Raw genomic sequence first — 16,151 nt, forward strand, 5'->3', positions numbered from 1 at the left:
GCCCCGTCAGGGGCGTTTCAGGTCGGGTTGGGGGTCAGCGGCGGCCGTTGCGGTAGCCGGCGAGTTGGTGGCTGACCTTGCCCAGGGTGCAGATCAGGTTGCGCAGGTTGTCCTTGCCGGGAATGCGGGTGCGGGGGATCGCGCTCATCACGTCCCAGTGGCGCGAGCCGCGGGTCATGCCGTCGGCGACCACCTGGCTGATGACGTGGCTCGGGGTCACGCCGAAGCCGGAGTAGCCCTGGACGAAATAGGCGTTGGGCCGGCCCGGCAAGGTGCCGATCTGCGGGAACAGGTTGGCGCTGCACTCCATCGGCCCGCCCCAGGCGAGGTCAATGCGTACGGGCTCAAGGTAGGGGAACACCTTGAGCATCAGCTTGCGGTTCCACTCTTTGAGGTCGTTGGGGATGTACTCCAGCATCCGCGTGGCCGAGCCGAACAACAGGCGGTTTTCGTTGGTGACGCGGTAGTACTCGATCACCGGGCGGATGTCGCTGAAGGCGCCGCGGATGGGGCTGATCTGCTGGATCAGCGCGTCCGGCATCGGCTCGGTGACCAACTGGAAGGCGTAGGTGTTGACGATGCTCTTGTGCAGCTCGGGTTCCAGGCGGTCGAGAAAGGCACCGCACGACCACAGGATCTTCTTTGCCCGCACCGAGCCTTTGGCGGTGCGGATGTGAATGGTGTCGCCGTAGGTCACCTCGAGCACCGGGGTGTTTTCGAAGATCCGTCCGCCCTGCTCCACCAGTGCCTTGGCGGAGCCCAGCAGCATGTTCAGCGAGTGCAGGTGGCCGTTGCCCATGTGCTTGAGCGCGCAGGTGTAGACATCCGAGCCGACGATGCCACGGACTTCGCTGCCGTCCAGATACGCGATCTCATGGTTCGGGCTGAGTTGTTTGAATTCCTTTTCCCAGGCCTGCAGCAGCTTGCCCTGGCGCTTGTTGAATCCGAGGTAGCCGTAGCCGTGGCGGAAGTCGGCGTCGATGCCGTACTTGGCGATGCGCGACTGGATGATCGACGCGCCCAGGTCGCTGATCTCGAAGACGGCTTGCAGGCCATCGTCGCCAACGCTCTTGCGGATCTTCTCCAGGTCGTGGCCGATGCCGGCCATGATGTGCCCACCGTTGCGACCCGAACCGCCGAAGCCCAGGTAGCGAGCCTCCAGCAGGACGATATCGGTGACACCGCGCTCGGCCAGTTCCAGTGCCGTGTTGACGCCGGAAAAGCCGCCGCCGATGACCACGACCTCGGCCTCCAGGTCCTGCTCCAGGTCGGGGAACCTGAGGTCGTATTTGCGCGTGGCGGTGTAGTAGGTGGTGGGGGTTTCTACGGACAGCATGGGTTCACCTTGTACGTGTCGTGATCGAACCGGTTAACGGGAAAGCGCGCCCGGCGCGGGGTGCCGGTCCTGCAGCCGGCGGATGCCGTAGAGCACCAGCGACAGCAGGAGAATGCCCAGGCCGGTGGCGACTTCTTTCAGGCCGCCGTAGCCCGCCAGCTCCGCCGACGCCGTGCCGACCACCACCACGACGGCAGTGAACAGGCTCAGTACCCAGGCGACCGGAATCCAGCCTCGGCCCAGCCGCACCGGGCGCGGCAGGTCCGGCGCGTCGTGGCGCAGCAGGAGGAAGCCGGACAAGGCGAAGAAGATCGCCACCAGGTAGCCGATATTGGCCGTCACCAGCATCGCCAGCGGCGAGGACAGCAGGAAGATCATCGCCAGGTTGAGTACCACCGCCACGCTCATGCAACGCCCCGGCACCTGGTGCTTGTTGAGGGTGCCCAACTGGCGGATAGTCAGGCCTTCCAGGGCCATGCCGTAAAGCGCGCGGGAGCCGTCGGCCAGGGCGGCATTGAGGCCCATGAACAGGCCGACCAGCAGGGCAACGATGAAAAAGTCACTGTAGCCGCTGCCCACCACCGCGTTGAAGGCATCGATGTAGAAGCCGCTCGGGTTGGCCAGCGCGGCTTCGCGGTCCACCAGCCCGCCGAGGCCGAAGGCGACGGCGGCAAACACCAGCACCGTGTAGCCGCCGGAGGTCAGCAGGGCCAGGCGCATATCGCGCTGGCTGCGGTACTCCGGGCCGAAAGCGGCGCACATCTCGGTGCCGTAGGCGCTCCAACTGACCAGGAATAACCACACCAGGGCGGTGCGCCAGAAACTCCAGTCCAGCACCACCGGTTCGCTGAGGGCGTGACGGAAACGCTCGACGCTCCAGCCATCGCCGAACACCGGCGACACCGCCAGCACCAGGATCGGCACCAGCAACAACGCGCCCATGTATTTCGACACCGACGCGGCCATATGCACGCCCAAACGATTGAACTGCCAGAACAGCAATAGCAGGCCGGCCCCGATCAATTGCGGCAGGCCGACACTCAGCGGGCCGAAGCTGTAGCTCCAGGTCTGGCTGGAGAACCACTGGGCCTGGGCCAACGCGCCGGCGCTGACACTGACGATGGACAGCACCGCCGACCAGCCCAGCCAGTAGCCGAACGAGGCCAGCGGACCGACCAGCGTGCAACGCCGGCGCCAGCCCTCGGTGGCGATCATGGCGATGCCGCCGGGCTTGTCCGGGAACATCGCCGAGACTTCAAGGAAGATCCAGTTCTGACACGCACCGACGGCGGCCGAGCCGACCCAGAGCGCCAGGGCGCCGACCGGGCCAAGGACGCCAAGGGCGAAACCGAAGGACGCGAAGATGGAACCGGACACCGCCATCGACAGGGCGAAGGCGTCGGTCCAGCGCAAGGTGGGCTGTAGATGCTGGCTATTGTTGTTATTCATGGCCGGATACGCGGTAGTGGGACGAGCCATGATTAAAGACCCTCACCGCCTGTGCTGAACACGGCTCACAGCGCCAGCCGCTTGCCTTGCCGTGCCATGCGTCGCGACGGCGTCGGCGAACTTGTAAAAACAATTAACATGTTAGTAGATTGTCACGAACTCCCGTTCCACCGCGCGCCCCCACAAGAACAACACCGGCTTCAGCCGGCCCGAGGTAAGCGATGAACCTGCAGCACGCGAATCTGTTTCAAGGGCGCGAAGGCTTCGAAGTCTGGCATGGCGACCTCGCTTCCAGTTGCGGCACCTTCCATGTCGAACCGCCGGCCGACAACCACATCACCAGCTTCCAGGGCGCGGTCACCGCGCTGGACCGCCAGCGCTGCCAGGTCGAAGGTGCGCGCATCACCAGCAACTGCTCCCACGTGCACCGCTCGCAGCGCGACATTCGCGGCGACGACAAGGACTTCTTCTATCTGGTGCTGCAACTGAGCGGAGAAGCGCTGAGTTGCCAGTCCGACGCCCAGACCCGTCTTGCCAGTGGCGACCTGGTGCTGCTGGATGTGGCCCGGCCGAGCGATTTTCACTTTCGCGGGCTAAGTGATCAGGTCTCGCTGATCCTGCCGCGCCAGGACGTGCTGCGACGCTTTCGCGAGCAGCGCTTGCGGATCAACCAGCGAATCGACGCGGCATCCGCCATAGGCGCGATGAGCGCCCTGCTGGTGGGCCAGTTGCTCAATGACACCCGCCTCACCACCGACGAGTCCCTCGCGGTACTCGATGCCCTCCTCGCCCTGCTGCGCCCGGCCTTGACGGCGGAACCGGGCGATCCGTCCGAAGCCTCGCCGCCGGCGGTGATGACCAAGGCCAAGGCCGTGATCGAGCGCTACCTGACGGATGAAAGCCTGTGCCCGGAACGTATCGCCAGCGCGGCAGGAACCTCGGTGCGCAACCTGCATCGCCTGTTCGCGCGGTATGAAACCAGCGTGGGTCGCTACATCCTCGAACGCCGCCTGCACCGCTGCGCCGAGGCGATCCTGCAAAGCGACGTGAAAATCACCCCCATCGCCCTGAGCTGGGGGTTCAAGGACCTGAGCCATTTTTCCAGGGCATTCAAGAGCGAATTCGGGGTGTCGCCGCGGGAGTATCGGGAGCGGCGGGGATAGGGTTCAGGCGTGTCGAGGGAGAATCGGTCAGCCGTCGCGTAACCTACCGTGCAACGCTTGCGACAGTAGAAACAAAAAAGGCCCACCGTCAGGTGAGCCTTTTCGTTACGCCATCAGAATCAGAAGATGCTGATTGGGTACTCAACGAAGATGCGCAGTTCGTTGCCGTCGTCTGCGTATTGCACACTGTCATCACGCAGGTTGTTCGACGCGCGCAGGAACGAGCTACGTACCTTGACTCTCAGGTCCTTGGCAGGGCCTTCCTGAACGACGTACTTGAACTGGTTGAAGATTTCACGCTCGGTACCTTCACCCAGGCCGTGGGTGTTGATGTTGTCGCCACGAACGTAGGCAACGCTGTAGGTCAGACCCGGTACGCCGAAGGCGCCGAAGTCCAGACCGTAGCCGATCTGCCAGGAACGCTCATCTTCCGCGTTGAAGTCGGACCAGTAGGAGTTGGCCAGGTAGATGGTCGAACCACCGTCACCCACACCGCCGCGGTCCTGGTACCAGCCGTACTGGTAGCCAGTGCTGCCGGTGCTGCGCTGGTGAGCGATGGTCACCGAGTGCGGGCCGAAGGCGTAGGTAGCTGCCAGGCTCCAGATGGTGTTGCTGTCGCCGTGCAGGCCAGCCTTCTCGACATACTTCTTGTCGATATCAGACTTGTAGCCGTTGAAGTCCAGGGTCAGGGACTGATCCTTGGCAATGGCGTGGACGTAGTTGACGCCCAGGTAGTGCTTCTTCAGCACGTCTTCGACATCGGAGGTGTACAGCGAGGTCGTCAGGTTCGGTGCGAACTTGTAGGTACCGCCGAAGACGTTGATCGACTTCAGAGCGGTGTCACGTTGTTCGGTGGACTTGCGAGCTTCGCGAGTGAAACGAGCGGCGTTCAGTTCCAGGCCGTCGATCTCTTTGGAGTTGATCGAGGTGCCGGTGAAGCTTTCAGGCAGCAGACGCGCGTCGTCGTATTGCAGCACTGGCAGCGAAGGCATCTGGTCACCGTATTTCAGCACGGTGTTGGATACGCGGAATTTGACCGCTGCGCCACCACGGGAGATGTCGTGCTGGGCATTGCCGCTATCGCCACGCTTGAAGAAGTCGATACCGCCACCTTCGTTGTGACCGGTACCGCCGTCCAGACGCACTGCGTACAGGCCGAAGCCTTCAACGCCGACGCCGACAGTGCCCTGGGTGAAGCCCGAGCTGATCTTGCCGATGAAGCCTTGGCCCCACTGCATCTGGTCGTTGGTGTCGTGTTTCTTGTCACGCTTGATGTAAGCGTTGCGCAGCAGCAGCGAGGCAGTGCTGTCTTCGACGAAGCCCTTGGAGGCGGCCTGGTCGTTGGCCATTGCCTGAGTGGCGGCCATGAGACCCAGTGCGAGCAGACTGATCCTGGTTTTCAACATCTTGTTTTCCTTATTACGTGATGGATACGCGCTGCAGCCAAACGCCAGAACCACGCCCCCTGCGTGGGTTGACGCTCACGGACTGGAAATAAAAAGCCCGCGTGCGATTGATCGCAGCGGGCCTTTTATTTTTGAGTCTTGGCCGATGGGCCTACAGGCGTTGGGCCGAATCCTAGCCGCGCCCGGAACGGCATGTCAAAAAATCGTGAAGGAATGATGTCAAATTTCATGTTTCTCGCCGTTTTAGCTGCGAATTCCTCCCATTGAGCAGCGGATCGTGCTGTTAAAAATCGCTGAAACTGCCCGTTTGGACAGGGTTTACCGAAGTGCTGAAAAGTTTCACTAAAGACACATTCAGATACAAATAACCGAAATGGTCGAGACTAAAGAGTTAACGTTTGCAAATGCCAAGCATTATCATTCGCGTGTTTCTCAACCTCTAAAAACCATCCGGATACCTCCTTCACATGCCTGCCCCTTGCCGCCTTTCTCCTTTGTCCCTGGGCTTTTCCCTGTTATTCGGCTCTGGCCTCGCCGTGGCTGCCAGCACCACATTGCCGGAGCTGTCGGTCACCGCTGACAGCGACCGCGAGCGCGATGATCCACGGGTCAAGGAGGTCACCACAGCCACCCGCACCTCGACCCCGGTGCGCTACGTGCCGCAGGCCATCGACTCGCTGAAGACCAGCAACGTGCTGGATTACGGGACCAACGACCTCGGCAAGGCGCTGAGCGGCATTCCCAACGTCAGCAGTGGCGCCGACACCCGCTTCGACAGCGTGCGGATTCGTGGCTTCGACGCGAGCAACGACTTCTATCTGGACGGTATCCGCGACGACAGCCAGTACGTTCGCGATCTGCACAACATCGAGCGAGTCGAGGTGCTCAAGGGCCCGGCGGCCGTGTTGTATGGCCGTGGCAGTCAAGGCGGCATCATCAACCGGGTGAGCAAGGCCCCGGAAGCCGGTCGCCGCTCCAGTATCGAAGCCCAGGGCGGCAGCGAAGACATGCGCAGCCTCTATGCCGACCTCAGCGCCGATCCGTCGGACACCATCAGCCTGCGGCTGAACATGGGTAACAGCGACAACAACAGTTTCCGCGACGGTATCGATGGCAACCGCCAGTTGTTCGCCCCGTCGATGAGCTGGCAACTGACCCCGGACCTGAACTGGCTGGTGCAGTACGAGTACAACCGCTACAACCGCACGCCGGATCGCGGCATCCCCGGCAACCCCCTGACCGGCCGCCCGGTGGACGTCAGCCGCGATACCACCTACGGCGACACCCATCGGGACTACATCGACGACAAGATCGAGTCGCTGCGCTCGCGCCTGAACTATCAGTTGAACGAGAACTGGCAACTGCGCCACACCCTCGGCCTGATCACCCTGGACAGCAATTTCGACAACACCTACCTGTCCGGCTACACCCCCGCCACCGGCCTGGTCACCCGCCAGCGCTGGCAGCAGGACCTGAACACCCGCAACCTGTTCAACAACCTGGAAGCCGAAGGCCGCTTCGATACGTTGGGCCTCGAGCACACCTTGCTCGTCGGCCTGGAGCTGGGCGAGCAGCGACGCAATTCGCTGCTGCACACCGCACAAGCCGTCAGCGCAGGCGGCCAGGCCGTGCCGTCGCTCAACGTCTACAACCCCAACCGCGACCTGCAGCACACCGGCCGGATGGTGGTTTCGAGCAACAACCACACCGACGTCAGCAGCCGCGGCCTGTACCTGCAGGACCAGATTCGCCTGAACGATCAGTGGCAAGTACTGGCCGGCCTGCGTTTCGACCGCTTCGAAGTCGAGACCACCAGCAAGGTCACCGGCAGGAATGAAAAGCAGGACAGCAACAGCACCAGCCCGCGCCTGGGCGTGGTCTACACGCCGTGGAAAGAGCATTCGTTCTACGCCTCCTGGAGCAAGACGTTCTCGCCAGTGGGCGGTGGCCTGATCGGCATCACCCCGGGCGCTGCGGGCAACACCAACGAAGTAGGCCCGGAGCACACCAAACAAAAGGAAGTCGGGGTCAAGAGCGACTGGCTGGACGAGCGCCTGAGCACCACCCTGGCGGTGTATGAACTGGAGCTGGCCAACCGTCGCAACCTCGATCCGCTGGACCGCAACCGGGTGATCCTCACCGGCCTGCAACGCTCGCGCGGTATCGAGCTGACCGCCAGCGGCAAGCTGGGTGGCAACTGGTACGTGCGTGGCGGTATTGGTGTGCAGGACGCCACCATCGTCGACGACAGCGAAGGCAACGCCGGCAACCGCATTGCCGATGTGGCCAAGCGCAATGCCAGCGTGTTCCTGACCTGGAAACCGGAAATGGGCTGGTACGCCGAGACCGGCCTGACCCTGGTCGGCCAGCGCTATGCCGATACCCGCAACACCATCGCCCTGCCGGGCTATGGCACCTGGGATGCCCTGGCCGGCTACCGCACCAAGGACTGGGACCTGCGCGCAGCGCTGAGCAATATTGCCGACAAGACCTATTACGCGTCGGGGACCAGCGCATCGCAGATCCAGTTTGGCGATCCGCGCAGCCTGGTGGTGACCGGGACTTACAGCTTCTGATCAATGAAAAAGGGCGGCACCGTTAACCGGTGCCGCCCTTTTCTCTTTCAACCGTCGTCCTATCAGCCGTGCCAGATACCCACCAGAGCATCGAGCTCCGCGTCGGTAATCAGGCCTGCTGGGTAGCGTTCTACCAGCATGCGCCGTGGATCGGTCTTCCTGACCCGGGTTGGTCCATTGTGTTTCAACCACCGCGCCAATACCTGAAGCGCTTCGTGGTTCATCACTGTCGGGTGCGAAGCCAACTCACGTGCTGCATTCATTTCACACGTACTCCCCCAGAGGCGTGAGCGGCTACCTTACTCAAGCTTTATGACAGATCCGTGCGGTGCATGACCGCCCGTCTACTTCATAACACCTGAATCAAATACAAGAGCTGTGCCATCCGGGGGTGCCGGCCGTCGTCCGGCCAATAAAAAAGCCCGTCACGGGACGGGCTTTTTTTTGACGTCAGATCAACGAGTTGCGGGTGCAGGCTGCTGCTGGGTCAGGCAGTGGATGTTGCCGCCGCCGAGCAGCAACTCGCGACCGGGCACCATGACCACTTTGTGATCCGGGAACAGGCGCGCCAGGATCGCTCTAGCTTCGGCATCCGCCGGATCGTTGAAGCTCGGGGCAATGATGCCGCCGTTGACGATCAGGAAGTTCACATAGGAACCGGCCAGGCGCGAGGACGGGCTGCGCTCCTGGCTGCCGGCGACCGGGTCGACGCCATCGCACTCTTCCTCGGTGGCGAACATCGGGCCCGGAATCGGCATTTTGTGCACCACGAACGTGCGCCCCTTGGCATCGCGCTGGCTTTCCAGCACCGCCATGGCCGCGCGGCAACGCGCGTAGTTGGGGTCATTGGAATCATCGGTCCAGGCCAGTAACACTTCGCCCGGGCTGACGTAACAGCAGAAGTTGTCGACGTGGCCGTCGGTCTCGTCGTTGTACAGGCCGTCCGGCAGCCAGACGATGGTGTCCACGGCGAGGTTCTCGCGCAGGATTTCTTCGATCTGCTCGCGGTTAAGGTGCGGGTTGCGGTTGGCGTTGAGCAGGCACTCTTCGGTGGTGATCAGGGTGCCTTCACCATCGACGTGGATCGAGCCGCCTTCGAGCACGAAGCCTTCGGTGACATAGCGCGCGTTGCGCTCGATACCGAGGATCTTGCCGGCCACTTGCTCGTCACGGTTCCAGGGGGCGTACAGACCGCCAAGGAAACCGCCCCAGGCGTTGAAGCCCCAATCGACGCCGCGCACATCGCCGTTGTCGTTGATGACGAAAGTCGGCCCGGTGTCGCGGACCCAGGCGTCGTCGTTGCTGATTTCCACCACGCGAATGTTCGGCTCATCGGCCAGGCGTGCGAGGGCGTTCTCGTATTGGCCGGCGGAAACGCCGACGGTCACCGGCTCGAAGCGGGCGATCGCCTTGGCCACGGCAACGTGGGCGGCCTGCGCCGGCTTGCCGCCCAGGCGCCAGTTGTCCGGACGCTCCGGCCAGATCATCCAGACCTGGGTTTGTGGCGCCCATTCGGCGGGCATGTGGAAGCCATCGGCACGGGGGGTAGAGGTCAAAGTCTTCATGGTCGAACCTGGGTTGTGCCCGGGGCGGGCCGGTGGTTGTACAGAAAGCATAGGTAATCAGTGATTATCTTTATAGCCGATAAATATCTGCATTAGAAGTGACAAATAAAATACTCCGATCAATAAAAAGCCGGTTAATTCGATAACAATCGAATTAACCGGCTTTTGGCGTTTCAACGTTTACAGGTCTTCCGACAGCACCTTGGCCACGCTATCGACAAAGAAATCCACGCTTTCGCGGGTCGTGCACATCGGCGGCTTGATCTTCAGGATGTTCAGGTAGTCGCCGGTCGGCTGCATGAAAATGCCCAGGTCACGCAGGCGATTGCACAGAGCGGCGGTTTCTTCGGTGGCCGGTTCCAGGGTTTGCGGATCGCGCACCAGTTCCAGGCCGAGGTAGAACCCGGACCCGTGCACCGCGCCCGCCAGCGGATATTCATCGATCAACGCCTGCAGGCGCGCCTTGAAGTAACCACCGACCTCCCGGGCTTTTTCCCACAGCCCTTCTTCCTCCATCACGTCGAGCACGGCCATGCCGATCCGGCAACTGACCGGGCTACCGCCTGCGGAGGAGAAGAAATAGCCCTCTGCTTCCAGCGCCTCGGCGATTTCCCGGCGAGTGATCACCGCGCCCAACGGCTGGCCGTTGCCCATGCCTTTGGCCATGGTGATGATGTCCGGCACCACGCCCTGCTCTTCGAAGCCCCAGAACCATTCACCCATGCGCCCATAACCGACCTGCACTTCGTCGGCGATGCACACCCCGCCGCGCTCGCGCACGCGGCTGTAAACCTGCTCCAGATAACCGGCTGGCAGCGGAATGCCACCCGCATTGCCGTACACCGGTTCGCAGATGAACCCGGCGAGCTGGCGGCCGGTGGCATCGACCTGCTCCAGAACGCTGTCCACATCGCTCACATAAACAGCCGTGCTGTCGGCGCCGCGGTACTTGCCACGATAGGTGTTCGGCGCCGTCACCGGGTGCACCCATTCCGGCCGCGTGCTCAGCGCCTGCGGGGTATCGGCGATAGAGGTGGACACCGCGTCGGCGGCCACCGACCAGCCGTGGTACGCCTCGAGCACGCTGAGCATGTCGCGCCCGCCGCTGTAGGCCCAGGCCAGACGAATGGCCAGGTCGTTGGCCTCGGTGCCGCTGTTGACCAGGAACACCCGGTCCATGCCCTTGGGCGCCAGCGCCAGCAGGCGTTCGGAAAACTCGGCGATGGCCGCGTAGTGGAAGCGCGAGTTGGTGTTGAGCAGCGACCATTGCCGCGCCGCCTCGCTGACCATGCGCGGGTGACCGTGGCCGAGCACCGCGACGTTGTTGAGCATGTCCAGGTAGGAGCGGCCTTGCAGGTCGATCAGGTAATTGCGCCAGCCGCGTTCGATCTGCGGCGGCTGCTGGTAATAGTGTTTCTGCGAGCGGGCGAAGCTGGCCTCGCGACGCGCCAGCAGGGCCTGGGCATCGCTCAGCGGTGCGGCATCGCAGTCGAAACCGAGCAGCGCCGCCGGCGACGGGCACAGCACCCGCCAAGCCTGCGCGCGGGACGGCACGACAAAGGCCGGCGGACGCAGCCCCGGCACCCGGCACAACTGCACCGTGACGATCTCGGCACTTTGCGCCAGTAACTGGCCTTGCTCGATCACCTGGCCATCGGCCGGACCCGCGTCGATCCCGGACAGCCAGAGCGTGACTTGCCCGCCTTCCAGACTGCCGCTACCCGCCGCGTCTTCACGCCAGGTGCCGGCAAACGGCGCCCGCAGTTCGCTGCCGGGCATCAGGTGCAGCTCGACGTGCAAGGCGAAGGTCTGCGGCTCTTGCGGGTTATCGATATGGGTACGCGACAGCCGGTACTCGCCATACAGCGACGCCGCCGGGGCCGGGTGCTGACGCAACAGTTGCAGATCGATACCCGGCGCCTCCCAGTTGCCGGCGCTGAAATGCTCGCTGAGCACGCCCAGATCGACCCGCGCCACCGCCTGCTCGCGCAAGGCCGGAAGCAGGTTTGCGCAAGCACTCAGGTCCGGCGCCGTCGGCGTGATCCCCGCCACCTGCAGAATCGCCGCCTCCATCAGGGCGAACGGCACGCTGTCGGCGACCTCGAAGATCTCCCACTCGTGCGCGAGATTTGCACGGCTGTATTGATTGTCCGGATCGATGCTCACCTGTTGCTCGCCACTGAGCACCAGCACCGCGGCGCGAGCGACGATCAGCGGCCAAAGAGCCTTGAGTTCGGCCTCGGTCAGCGGGTTGACCGCGTGATAGGCCGCGACTGCGGGGAGAATACGCAGCGGATCACCGTCGGCATGGTGCAGCAAGGCCGCGCAGGTCACCGACAGATCGGCGATGCGCCAGGTATGCAGCAAGTCGCCGAAATCGATCACGCCTTGCAGTTGCCATTGCCGGTCGGCATCGCGCTGCCAGACGGCGTTGTCGTCGGTGATGTCGAGGTGCACGGCCTGCATCGGCAGGTCCGCCTGAATCTCAGCCAGCGCCTGCTGCGCCTGGACGGCGGCGGACTGTACCCGCGCCTTGCGCGGCCCCTCGGCGAGCACCGGCAGCAGATGCGCGATCAGCGCCTGGGCATGTTGCGGGTCCCATTGCAGGGTGCGCGTCAGGCCTGGGTGGCTGAAGTCGGCCAGGGCCCGGTCGACCCGCGCGCACAGGGCGCCCAGTTCGGCCATCAGCCGTGGTTCCATGTGTTTGAGGCGGGTCAGCGTCTGCCCATCGATGTAGTCCAGCAGCCGCGCCCGTACGCTTTGACCCTCGATATCCAGCGACAACAACTGCTCGCCCGAGGCCGCCACCTGCACCGCCGGCACCGGCACACCACGCTCGCGCAGGTAGCCGAGGGCCGCGTGCTGGGCCTCCAGTTCCTGCGCCGAGTAACTGCCGTGGCAGACTTTCAGCACATAGCGGCCCTGGCCGGTGTCGAGGCGAAAGTTCAGGTCCTGCTGGCTGCCCAGCGCCTGCAAGGTGCCCGCCAGCCCGTAGTGCTGATCGAGCAGGACGCGAGCCTGTTGCTCGCTGAGGGTGGGGCACGGTTGGCTTGCGCGGTGGATAAGGGTGCTGAGGGGCATCGCGGGGACCTCGGTTTTTTTGCGTTATATCGCCATTCGCACTGCCATTACGCAAGTGGGGTGGTTAAAATTCCGCACAAATTACGAGGGTGTCGTTGAATAAACCGCAACAAAACGGTTATCCAGCGCAATCTGCTTGCACCGCTCCGCGCGTGCACACAAGCTGTGCACCTTTTGCTTAATGTCAGTTATGGAAGAAAGGCAGCCCGACATGCGTATTCTCATCACCGGTGGAGCCGGTTTCATCGGCTCGGCGCTGGTGCGCCACCTGATCAACAACACCGACCACGAAGTGCTCAACCTGGACAAGTTGACCTACGCCGGCAACCTGGAATCGTTGAACAGCATCGCGACCAACACCCGCTACGAGTTCGTCCAGGCCGACATCGTCGACCAGGCCGCCGTCAGCGCCATTCTCGAGCGCTTCCAGCCGCACGCGATCATGCACCTGGCCGCTGAATCCCATGTCGACCGTTCCATCGACGGTCCATCGGACTTCATCCAGACCAACATCGTCGGCACCTACAGCCTGCTGGAAGCCGCCCGCGCCTACTGGTCGAAACTGCCAGCCGGCGAGCGTGAAGCGTTCCGCTTCCACCACATCTCCACCGACGAAGTGTACGGCGACCTGCACGGTGTCGATGACCTGTTCACCGAAACCACGCCTTACGCGCCAAGCTCGCCGTACTCGGCCAGCAAGGCCGCGTCCGACCACCTGGTCCGCGCCTGGAACCGTACCTACGGCCTGCCGGTGCTGCTGACCAACTGCTCGAACAACTACGGCCCGTTCCACTTCCCGGAAAAACTCATTCCGCTGGTGATCCTCAATGCCCTGGCGGGCAAGCCGCTGCCGGTCTATGGCAATGGCCTGCAAGTCCGCGACTGGCTGTTTGTCGAAGATCACGCCCGCGCCCTGTTCAAGGTCGTGAGCGAAGGTGTGGTTGGCGAGACCTACAACATCGGCGGCCACAACGAACAGAAGAACATCGATGTCGTGCGCGGCATCTGCGCCCTGCTCGAAGAGCTGGCGCCGCAACGTCCGGAAGGCGTTGCCAACTATGCCGACCTGATCACCTTCGTCCAGGACCGTCCTGGCCACGATCAGCGCTACGCCATCGACGCCGGCAAGATCGAACGCGAACTGGGCTGGGTTCCCGAAGAAACCTTCGAAACCGGCCTGCGCAAGACCGTCCAGTGGTATCTGGATAACCTGGAATGGTGCCGCCACGTACAGGATGGCAGCTATCAAGGGCAGCGCCTGGGCACCTCTGACTTCAAGGACCTGATTGCATGACCAAAGGTATCGTCCTGGCGGGCGGCTCCGGCACCCGCCTGCACCCCATCACCCTCGGTGTGTCCAAACAACTGCTGCCGATCTACGACAAACCGATGATCTACTACCCGATCTCGGTCCTGATGCTGGCTGGCATTCGCGAAATCCTGCTGATCTCCACCCCGCAGGATCTGCCGCAATACCGCCAGTTGCTGGGCGACGGCAGCCAGTTCGGCGTTGAGATCAGCTACGCCGAGCAACCGTCTCCGGACGGCCTGGCCCAAGCGTTCCTGATCGGTGAAGAGTTCATCGGTGACGACTCGGTATGCCTGGTACTGGGCGACAACATCTTCCACGGTCAGGGCTTCACGCCGCAGTTGCTCAAGGCTGCCAGCCATCCGAGCGGCGCTACGGTGTTCGGTTACTGGGTCAAGGACCCTGAGCGTTTCGGCGTGGTGGAATACGACGCCGAAGGCCGCGCCCTGTCGATCGAGGAAAAACCGGCCCAGCCGAAATCCAGCTACGCCGTCACCGGCCTGTACTTCTACGATAACGACGTCGTGAAGATCGCCAAGGCGGTCAAGCCATCGCCACGCGGTGAACTGGAAATCACCGACGTCAACAACGCCTACCTCAAGCGTGGTGATTTGCGCGTCGAGCGTCTTGGCCGCGGGTTTGCCTGGCTTGACACCGGTACTCACGACAGTCTGTTGGAAGCATCCCAGTACGTTCAGACCATTGAGCATCGCCAAGGCCTGAAAGTCGCCTGCCTTGAAGAAATTGCCTATCAGCAAGGCTGGATCACGAACGAGCAGTTGACCCGCCGCGCCGAAGCCTTGAGCAAAACCGGCTATGGTCAGTACCTCTATGGACTGATGAGAAAAGCAAAAGGAACGTGACCGCCAGTACGCTTCCTGAAGTTCTGATCATTGAGCCGAAAGTCTTCGGAGATGCACGAGGGTTTTTCTACGAAAGCTTCAACGAGCGTGAGTTCGCCGAGAAAACCGGTGTAAACGCTCACTTCGTTCAGGACAATCACTCGAAATCTCAAAAGGGCGTACTGCGCGGTCTGCATTACCAACTCGAACACACCCAAGGCAAGGTCGTGCGCGTCACGGCCGGCGAGGTGCTGGATGTCGCCGTCGATATCCGTCGCAGCTCGCCGAGCTTCGGGCGCTGGACCAGCATCCACCTTTCGGCGCAGAACAACCGCCAGTTGTGGATTCCGCCGGGCTTCGCCCACGGTTTCTACGTGCTGAGCGACTACGCCGAGTTCCTGTACAAGACCACCGATTATTACGTTCCCAGCGCCGAACGCTGCATCCGCTGGAACGACCCCACCCTGGCCATCGACTGGGAACTGGACGGCGAGCCACAACTCTCGCCCAAGGACCAGAACGGCAAGCTGCTGCACGACGCGGACCTGTTCCCGTGAACATCCTCGTCATTGGCCGTAATGGCCAGGTCGCCCAGGCCCTCCAGCACGCGCTGGGCAAGCTGGGCCAGTTGCACGTCCTCGGCAGCGACCAGCTCGACCTCGCGCACCCGGAACGCATCGCCGAACAGGTTCGCGCCATCGCTCCCGACCTGATCATCAACGCCGCCGCGCACACGGCGGTGGACCAGGCCGAGAACGAGCCGGAGCTGGCCTTCGCGATCAACGCCACGGCGCCCGGTATCCTCGCTGAAGAAGCCGCGCGCCTCGGCGTTCCGCTGATCCACTACTCCACCGACTACGTCTTCGACGGCAGCAAGACCGGGCCTTACACCGAAGACGACGTGCCGAACCCGCTGGGTGTCTACGGACACAGCAAGCTGGCCGGCGAACAGGCCATCGCCGCGGTGGGTGGGCAGCACCTGATCCTGCGTACCAGTTGGGTCTACTCGACCCACGGCCGCAACTTCCTGCTGACCATGCAGCGCCTGCTGCAAGAGAAGCCGGAACTGCGCATCGTCGCCGACCAGATCGGCGCGCCGACCTGGGCCGGGACCATCGCCGACAGCACCCGTCAGTTGATCGAGCGCTGGCAAGCCGGCCAGGCCGGCGCCTGGGGCGTCTACCACCTGACCGCGCAGGGTGAAACCTCGTGGTTCGGTTTTGCCCAGGCGATCGGCGAGCAGCTCAAGGCCCAGGGCAAGCCCTGCGCCAACCTGCTGCCGATTCCGTCCAGCGAGTACCCGACCCCGGCACGCCGGCCGTTGAACTCGCGCCTCGATTGCAGCCGCCTGCAACGCGAGTGGAACGTCAGTCAGCCCGACTGGCATCAGGCGCTGATCGACTGCCTGAAGTAGCGCATAATGC

The 16,151-nt window shown here is 63.0% G+C and carries 12 protein-coding genes; 6 read left to right on the forward strand and 6 right to left on the reverse strand.

What is annotated here, in order from left to right:
• Positions 1 to 34: 34 nt before the first annotated feature.
• Positions 35 to 1,336 carry an NAD(P)/FAD-dependent oxidoreductase gene (locus HWV67_RS22875; protein ID WP_175652903.1) on the reverse strand — a complete coding sequence of 434 codons (1,302 nt, stop codon included), beginning with the start codon at positions 1,334 to 1,336 and terminating at the stop codon, positions 35 to 37.
• A gap of 33 nt (positions 1,337 to 1,369) precedes the next feature.
• Positions 1,370 to 2,815 carry an APC family permease gene (locus HWV67_RS22880; protein ID WP_256680178.1) on the reverse strand — a complete coding sequence of 482 codons (1,446 nt, stop codon included), beginning with the start codon at positions 2,813 to 2,815 and terminating at the stop codon, positions 1,370 to 1,372.
• A 191-nt stretch (positions 2,816 to 3,006) separates the two neighbouring features.
• On the opposite strand from HWV67_RS22880, the gene feaR reads away from it, so the two are divergent.
• A complete protein-coding gene (gene feaR / locus HWV67_RS22885; protein WP_175652904.1) occupies positions 3,007 to 3,948 on the forward strand; it encodes a transcriptional regulator FeaR in 942 nt (313 codons plus the stop codon).
• 119 nt (positions 3,949 to 4,067) lie between these two features.
• On the opposite strand, the gene HWV67_RS22890 is transcribed toward feaR, so the two are convergent.
• The gene (locus tag HWV67_RS22890; RefSeq protein ID WP_175652905.1) at positions 4,068 to 5,354 is read right to left on the reverse strand and encodes an OprD family porin; all 1,287 of its coding nucleotides are present in this window, start codon (positions 5,352 to 5,354) and stop codon (positions 4,068 to 4,070) included.
• Between the two features lie 467 nt (positions 5,355 to 5,821).
• Here HWV67_RS22890 and HWV67_RS22895 point away from each other — a divergent pair, with 467 nt between their 5' ends.
• Positions 5,822 to 7,930: a TonB-dependent receptor gene (locus HWV67_RS22895; RefSeq protein WP_175652906.1), complete on the forward strand. Its 2,109-nt coding sequence runs from the start codon at positions 5,822 to 5,824 to the stop codon at positions 7,928 to 7,930.
• Positions 7,931 to 7,992: 62 nt separating this feature from the next.
• On the opposite strand, the gene HWV67_RS22900 is transcribed toward HWV67_RS22895, so the two are convergent.
• From HWV67_RS22900 to HWV67_RS22910, 3 genes are all read right to left on the reverse strand, one after another.
• Positions 7,993 to 8,193: a hypothetical protein gene (locus HWV67_RS22900; RefSeq protein ID WP_110972025.1), complete on the reverse strand. Its 201-nt coding sequence runs from the start codon at positions 8,191 to 8,193 to the stop codon at positions 7,993 to 7,995.
• A gap of 192 nt (positions 8,194 to 8,385) precedes the next feature.
• Positions 8,386 to 9,495, reverse strand: a complete 1,110-nt coding sequence (aguA, locus tag HWV67_RS22905; protein WP_175652907.1) for an agmatine deiminase — start codon at positions 9,493 to 9,495, stop codon at positions 8,386 to 8,388.
• Positions 9,496 to 9,675: 180 nt separating this feature from the next.
• On the reverse strand, positions 9,676 to 12,576 hold the full coding sequence (locus tag HWV67_RS22910; RefSeq protein ID WP_175652908.1) for an aminotransferase: 2,901 nt from the start codon (positions 12,574 to 12,576) through the stop codon (positions 9,676 to 9,678).
• Positions 12,577 to 12,787: 211 nt separating this feature from the next.
• Between HWV67_RS22910 and rfbB the strand changes: the two genes are divergently transcribed.
• The 4 genes from rfbB to rfbD are packed head-to-tail and all read left to right on the forward strand — an operon-like array spanning position 12,788 to position 16,141.
• Positions 12,788 to 13,870, forward strand: a complete 1,083-nt coding sequence (gene rfbB, locus HWV67_RS22915; protein ID WP_175652909.1) for a dTDP-glucose 4,6-dehydratase — start codon at positions 12,788 to 12,790, stop codon at positions 13,868 to 13,870.
• Positions 13,867 to 14,748, forward strand: coding sequence for a glucose-1-phosphate thymidylyltransferase RfbA (gene rfbA / locus HWV67_RS22920; protein ID WP_175652910.1), 882 nt, complete (start codon positions 13,867 to 13,869; stop codon positions 14,746 to 14,748). The genes rfbB and rfbA overlap by 4 nt, the downstream gene beginning before the upstream one ends.
• Positions 14,745 to 15,284, forward strand: a complete 540-nt coding sequence (rfbC, locus tag HWV67_RS22925; protein ID WP_175652911.1) for a dTDP-4-dehydrorhamnose 3,5-epimerase — start codon at positions 14,745 to 14,747, stop codon at positions 15,282 to 15,284. The genes rfbA and rfbC overlap by 4 nt, the downstream gene beginning before the upstream one ends.
• Entirely contained in the window at positions 15,281 to 16,141 is an 861-nt protein-coding gene (rfbD, locus tag HWV67_RS22930) for a dTDP-4-dehydrorhamnose reductase (protein WP_175652912.1), read from the forward strand. The genes rfbC and rfbD overlap by 4 nt, the downstream gene beginning before the upstream one ends.
• Positions 16,142 to 16,151 lie beyond the last annotated feature (10 nt).

The organism is Pseudomonas sp. Marseille-P9899 (assembly GCF_903166565.1).
Lineage (GTDB): Bacteria > Pseudomonadota > Gammaproteobacteria > Pseudomonadales > Pseudomonadaceae > Aquipseudomonas > Aquipseudomonas huaxiensis.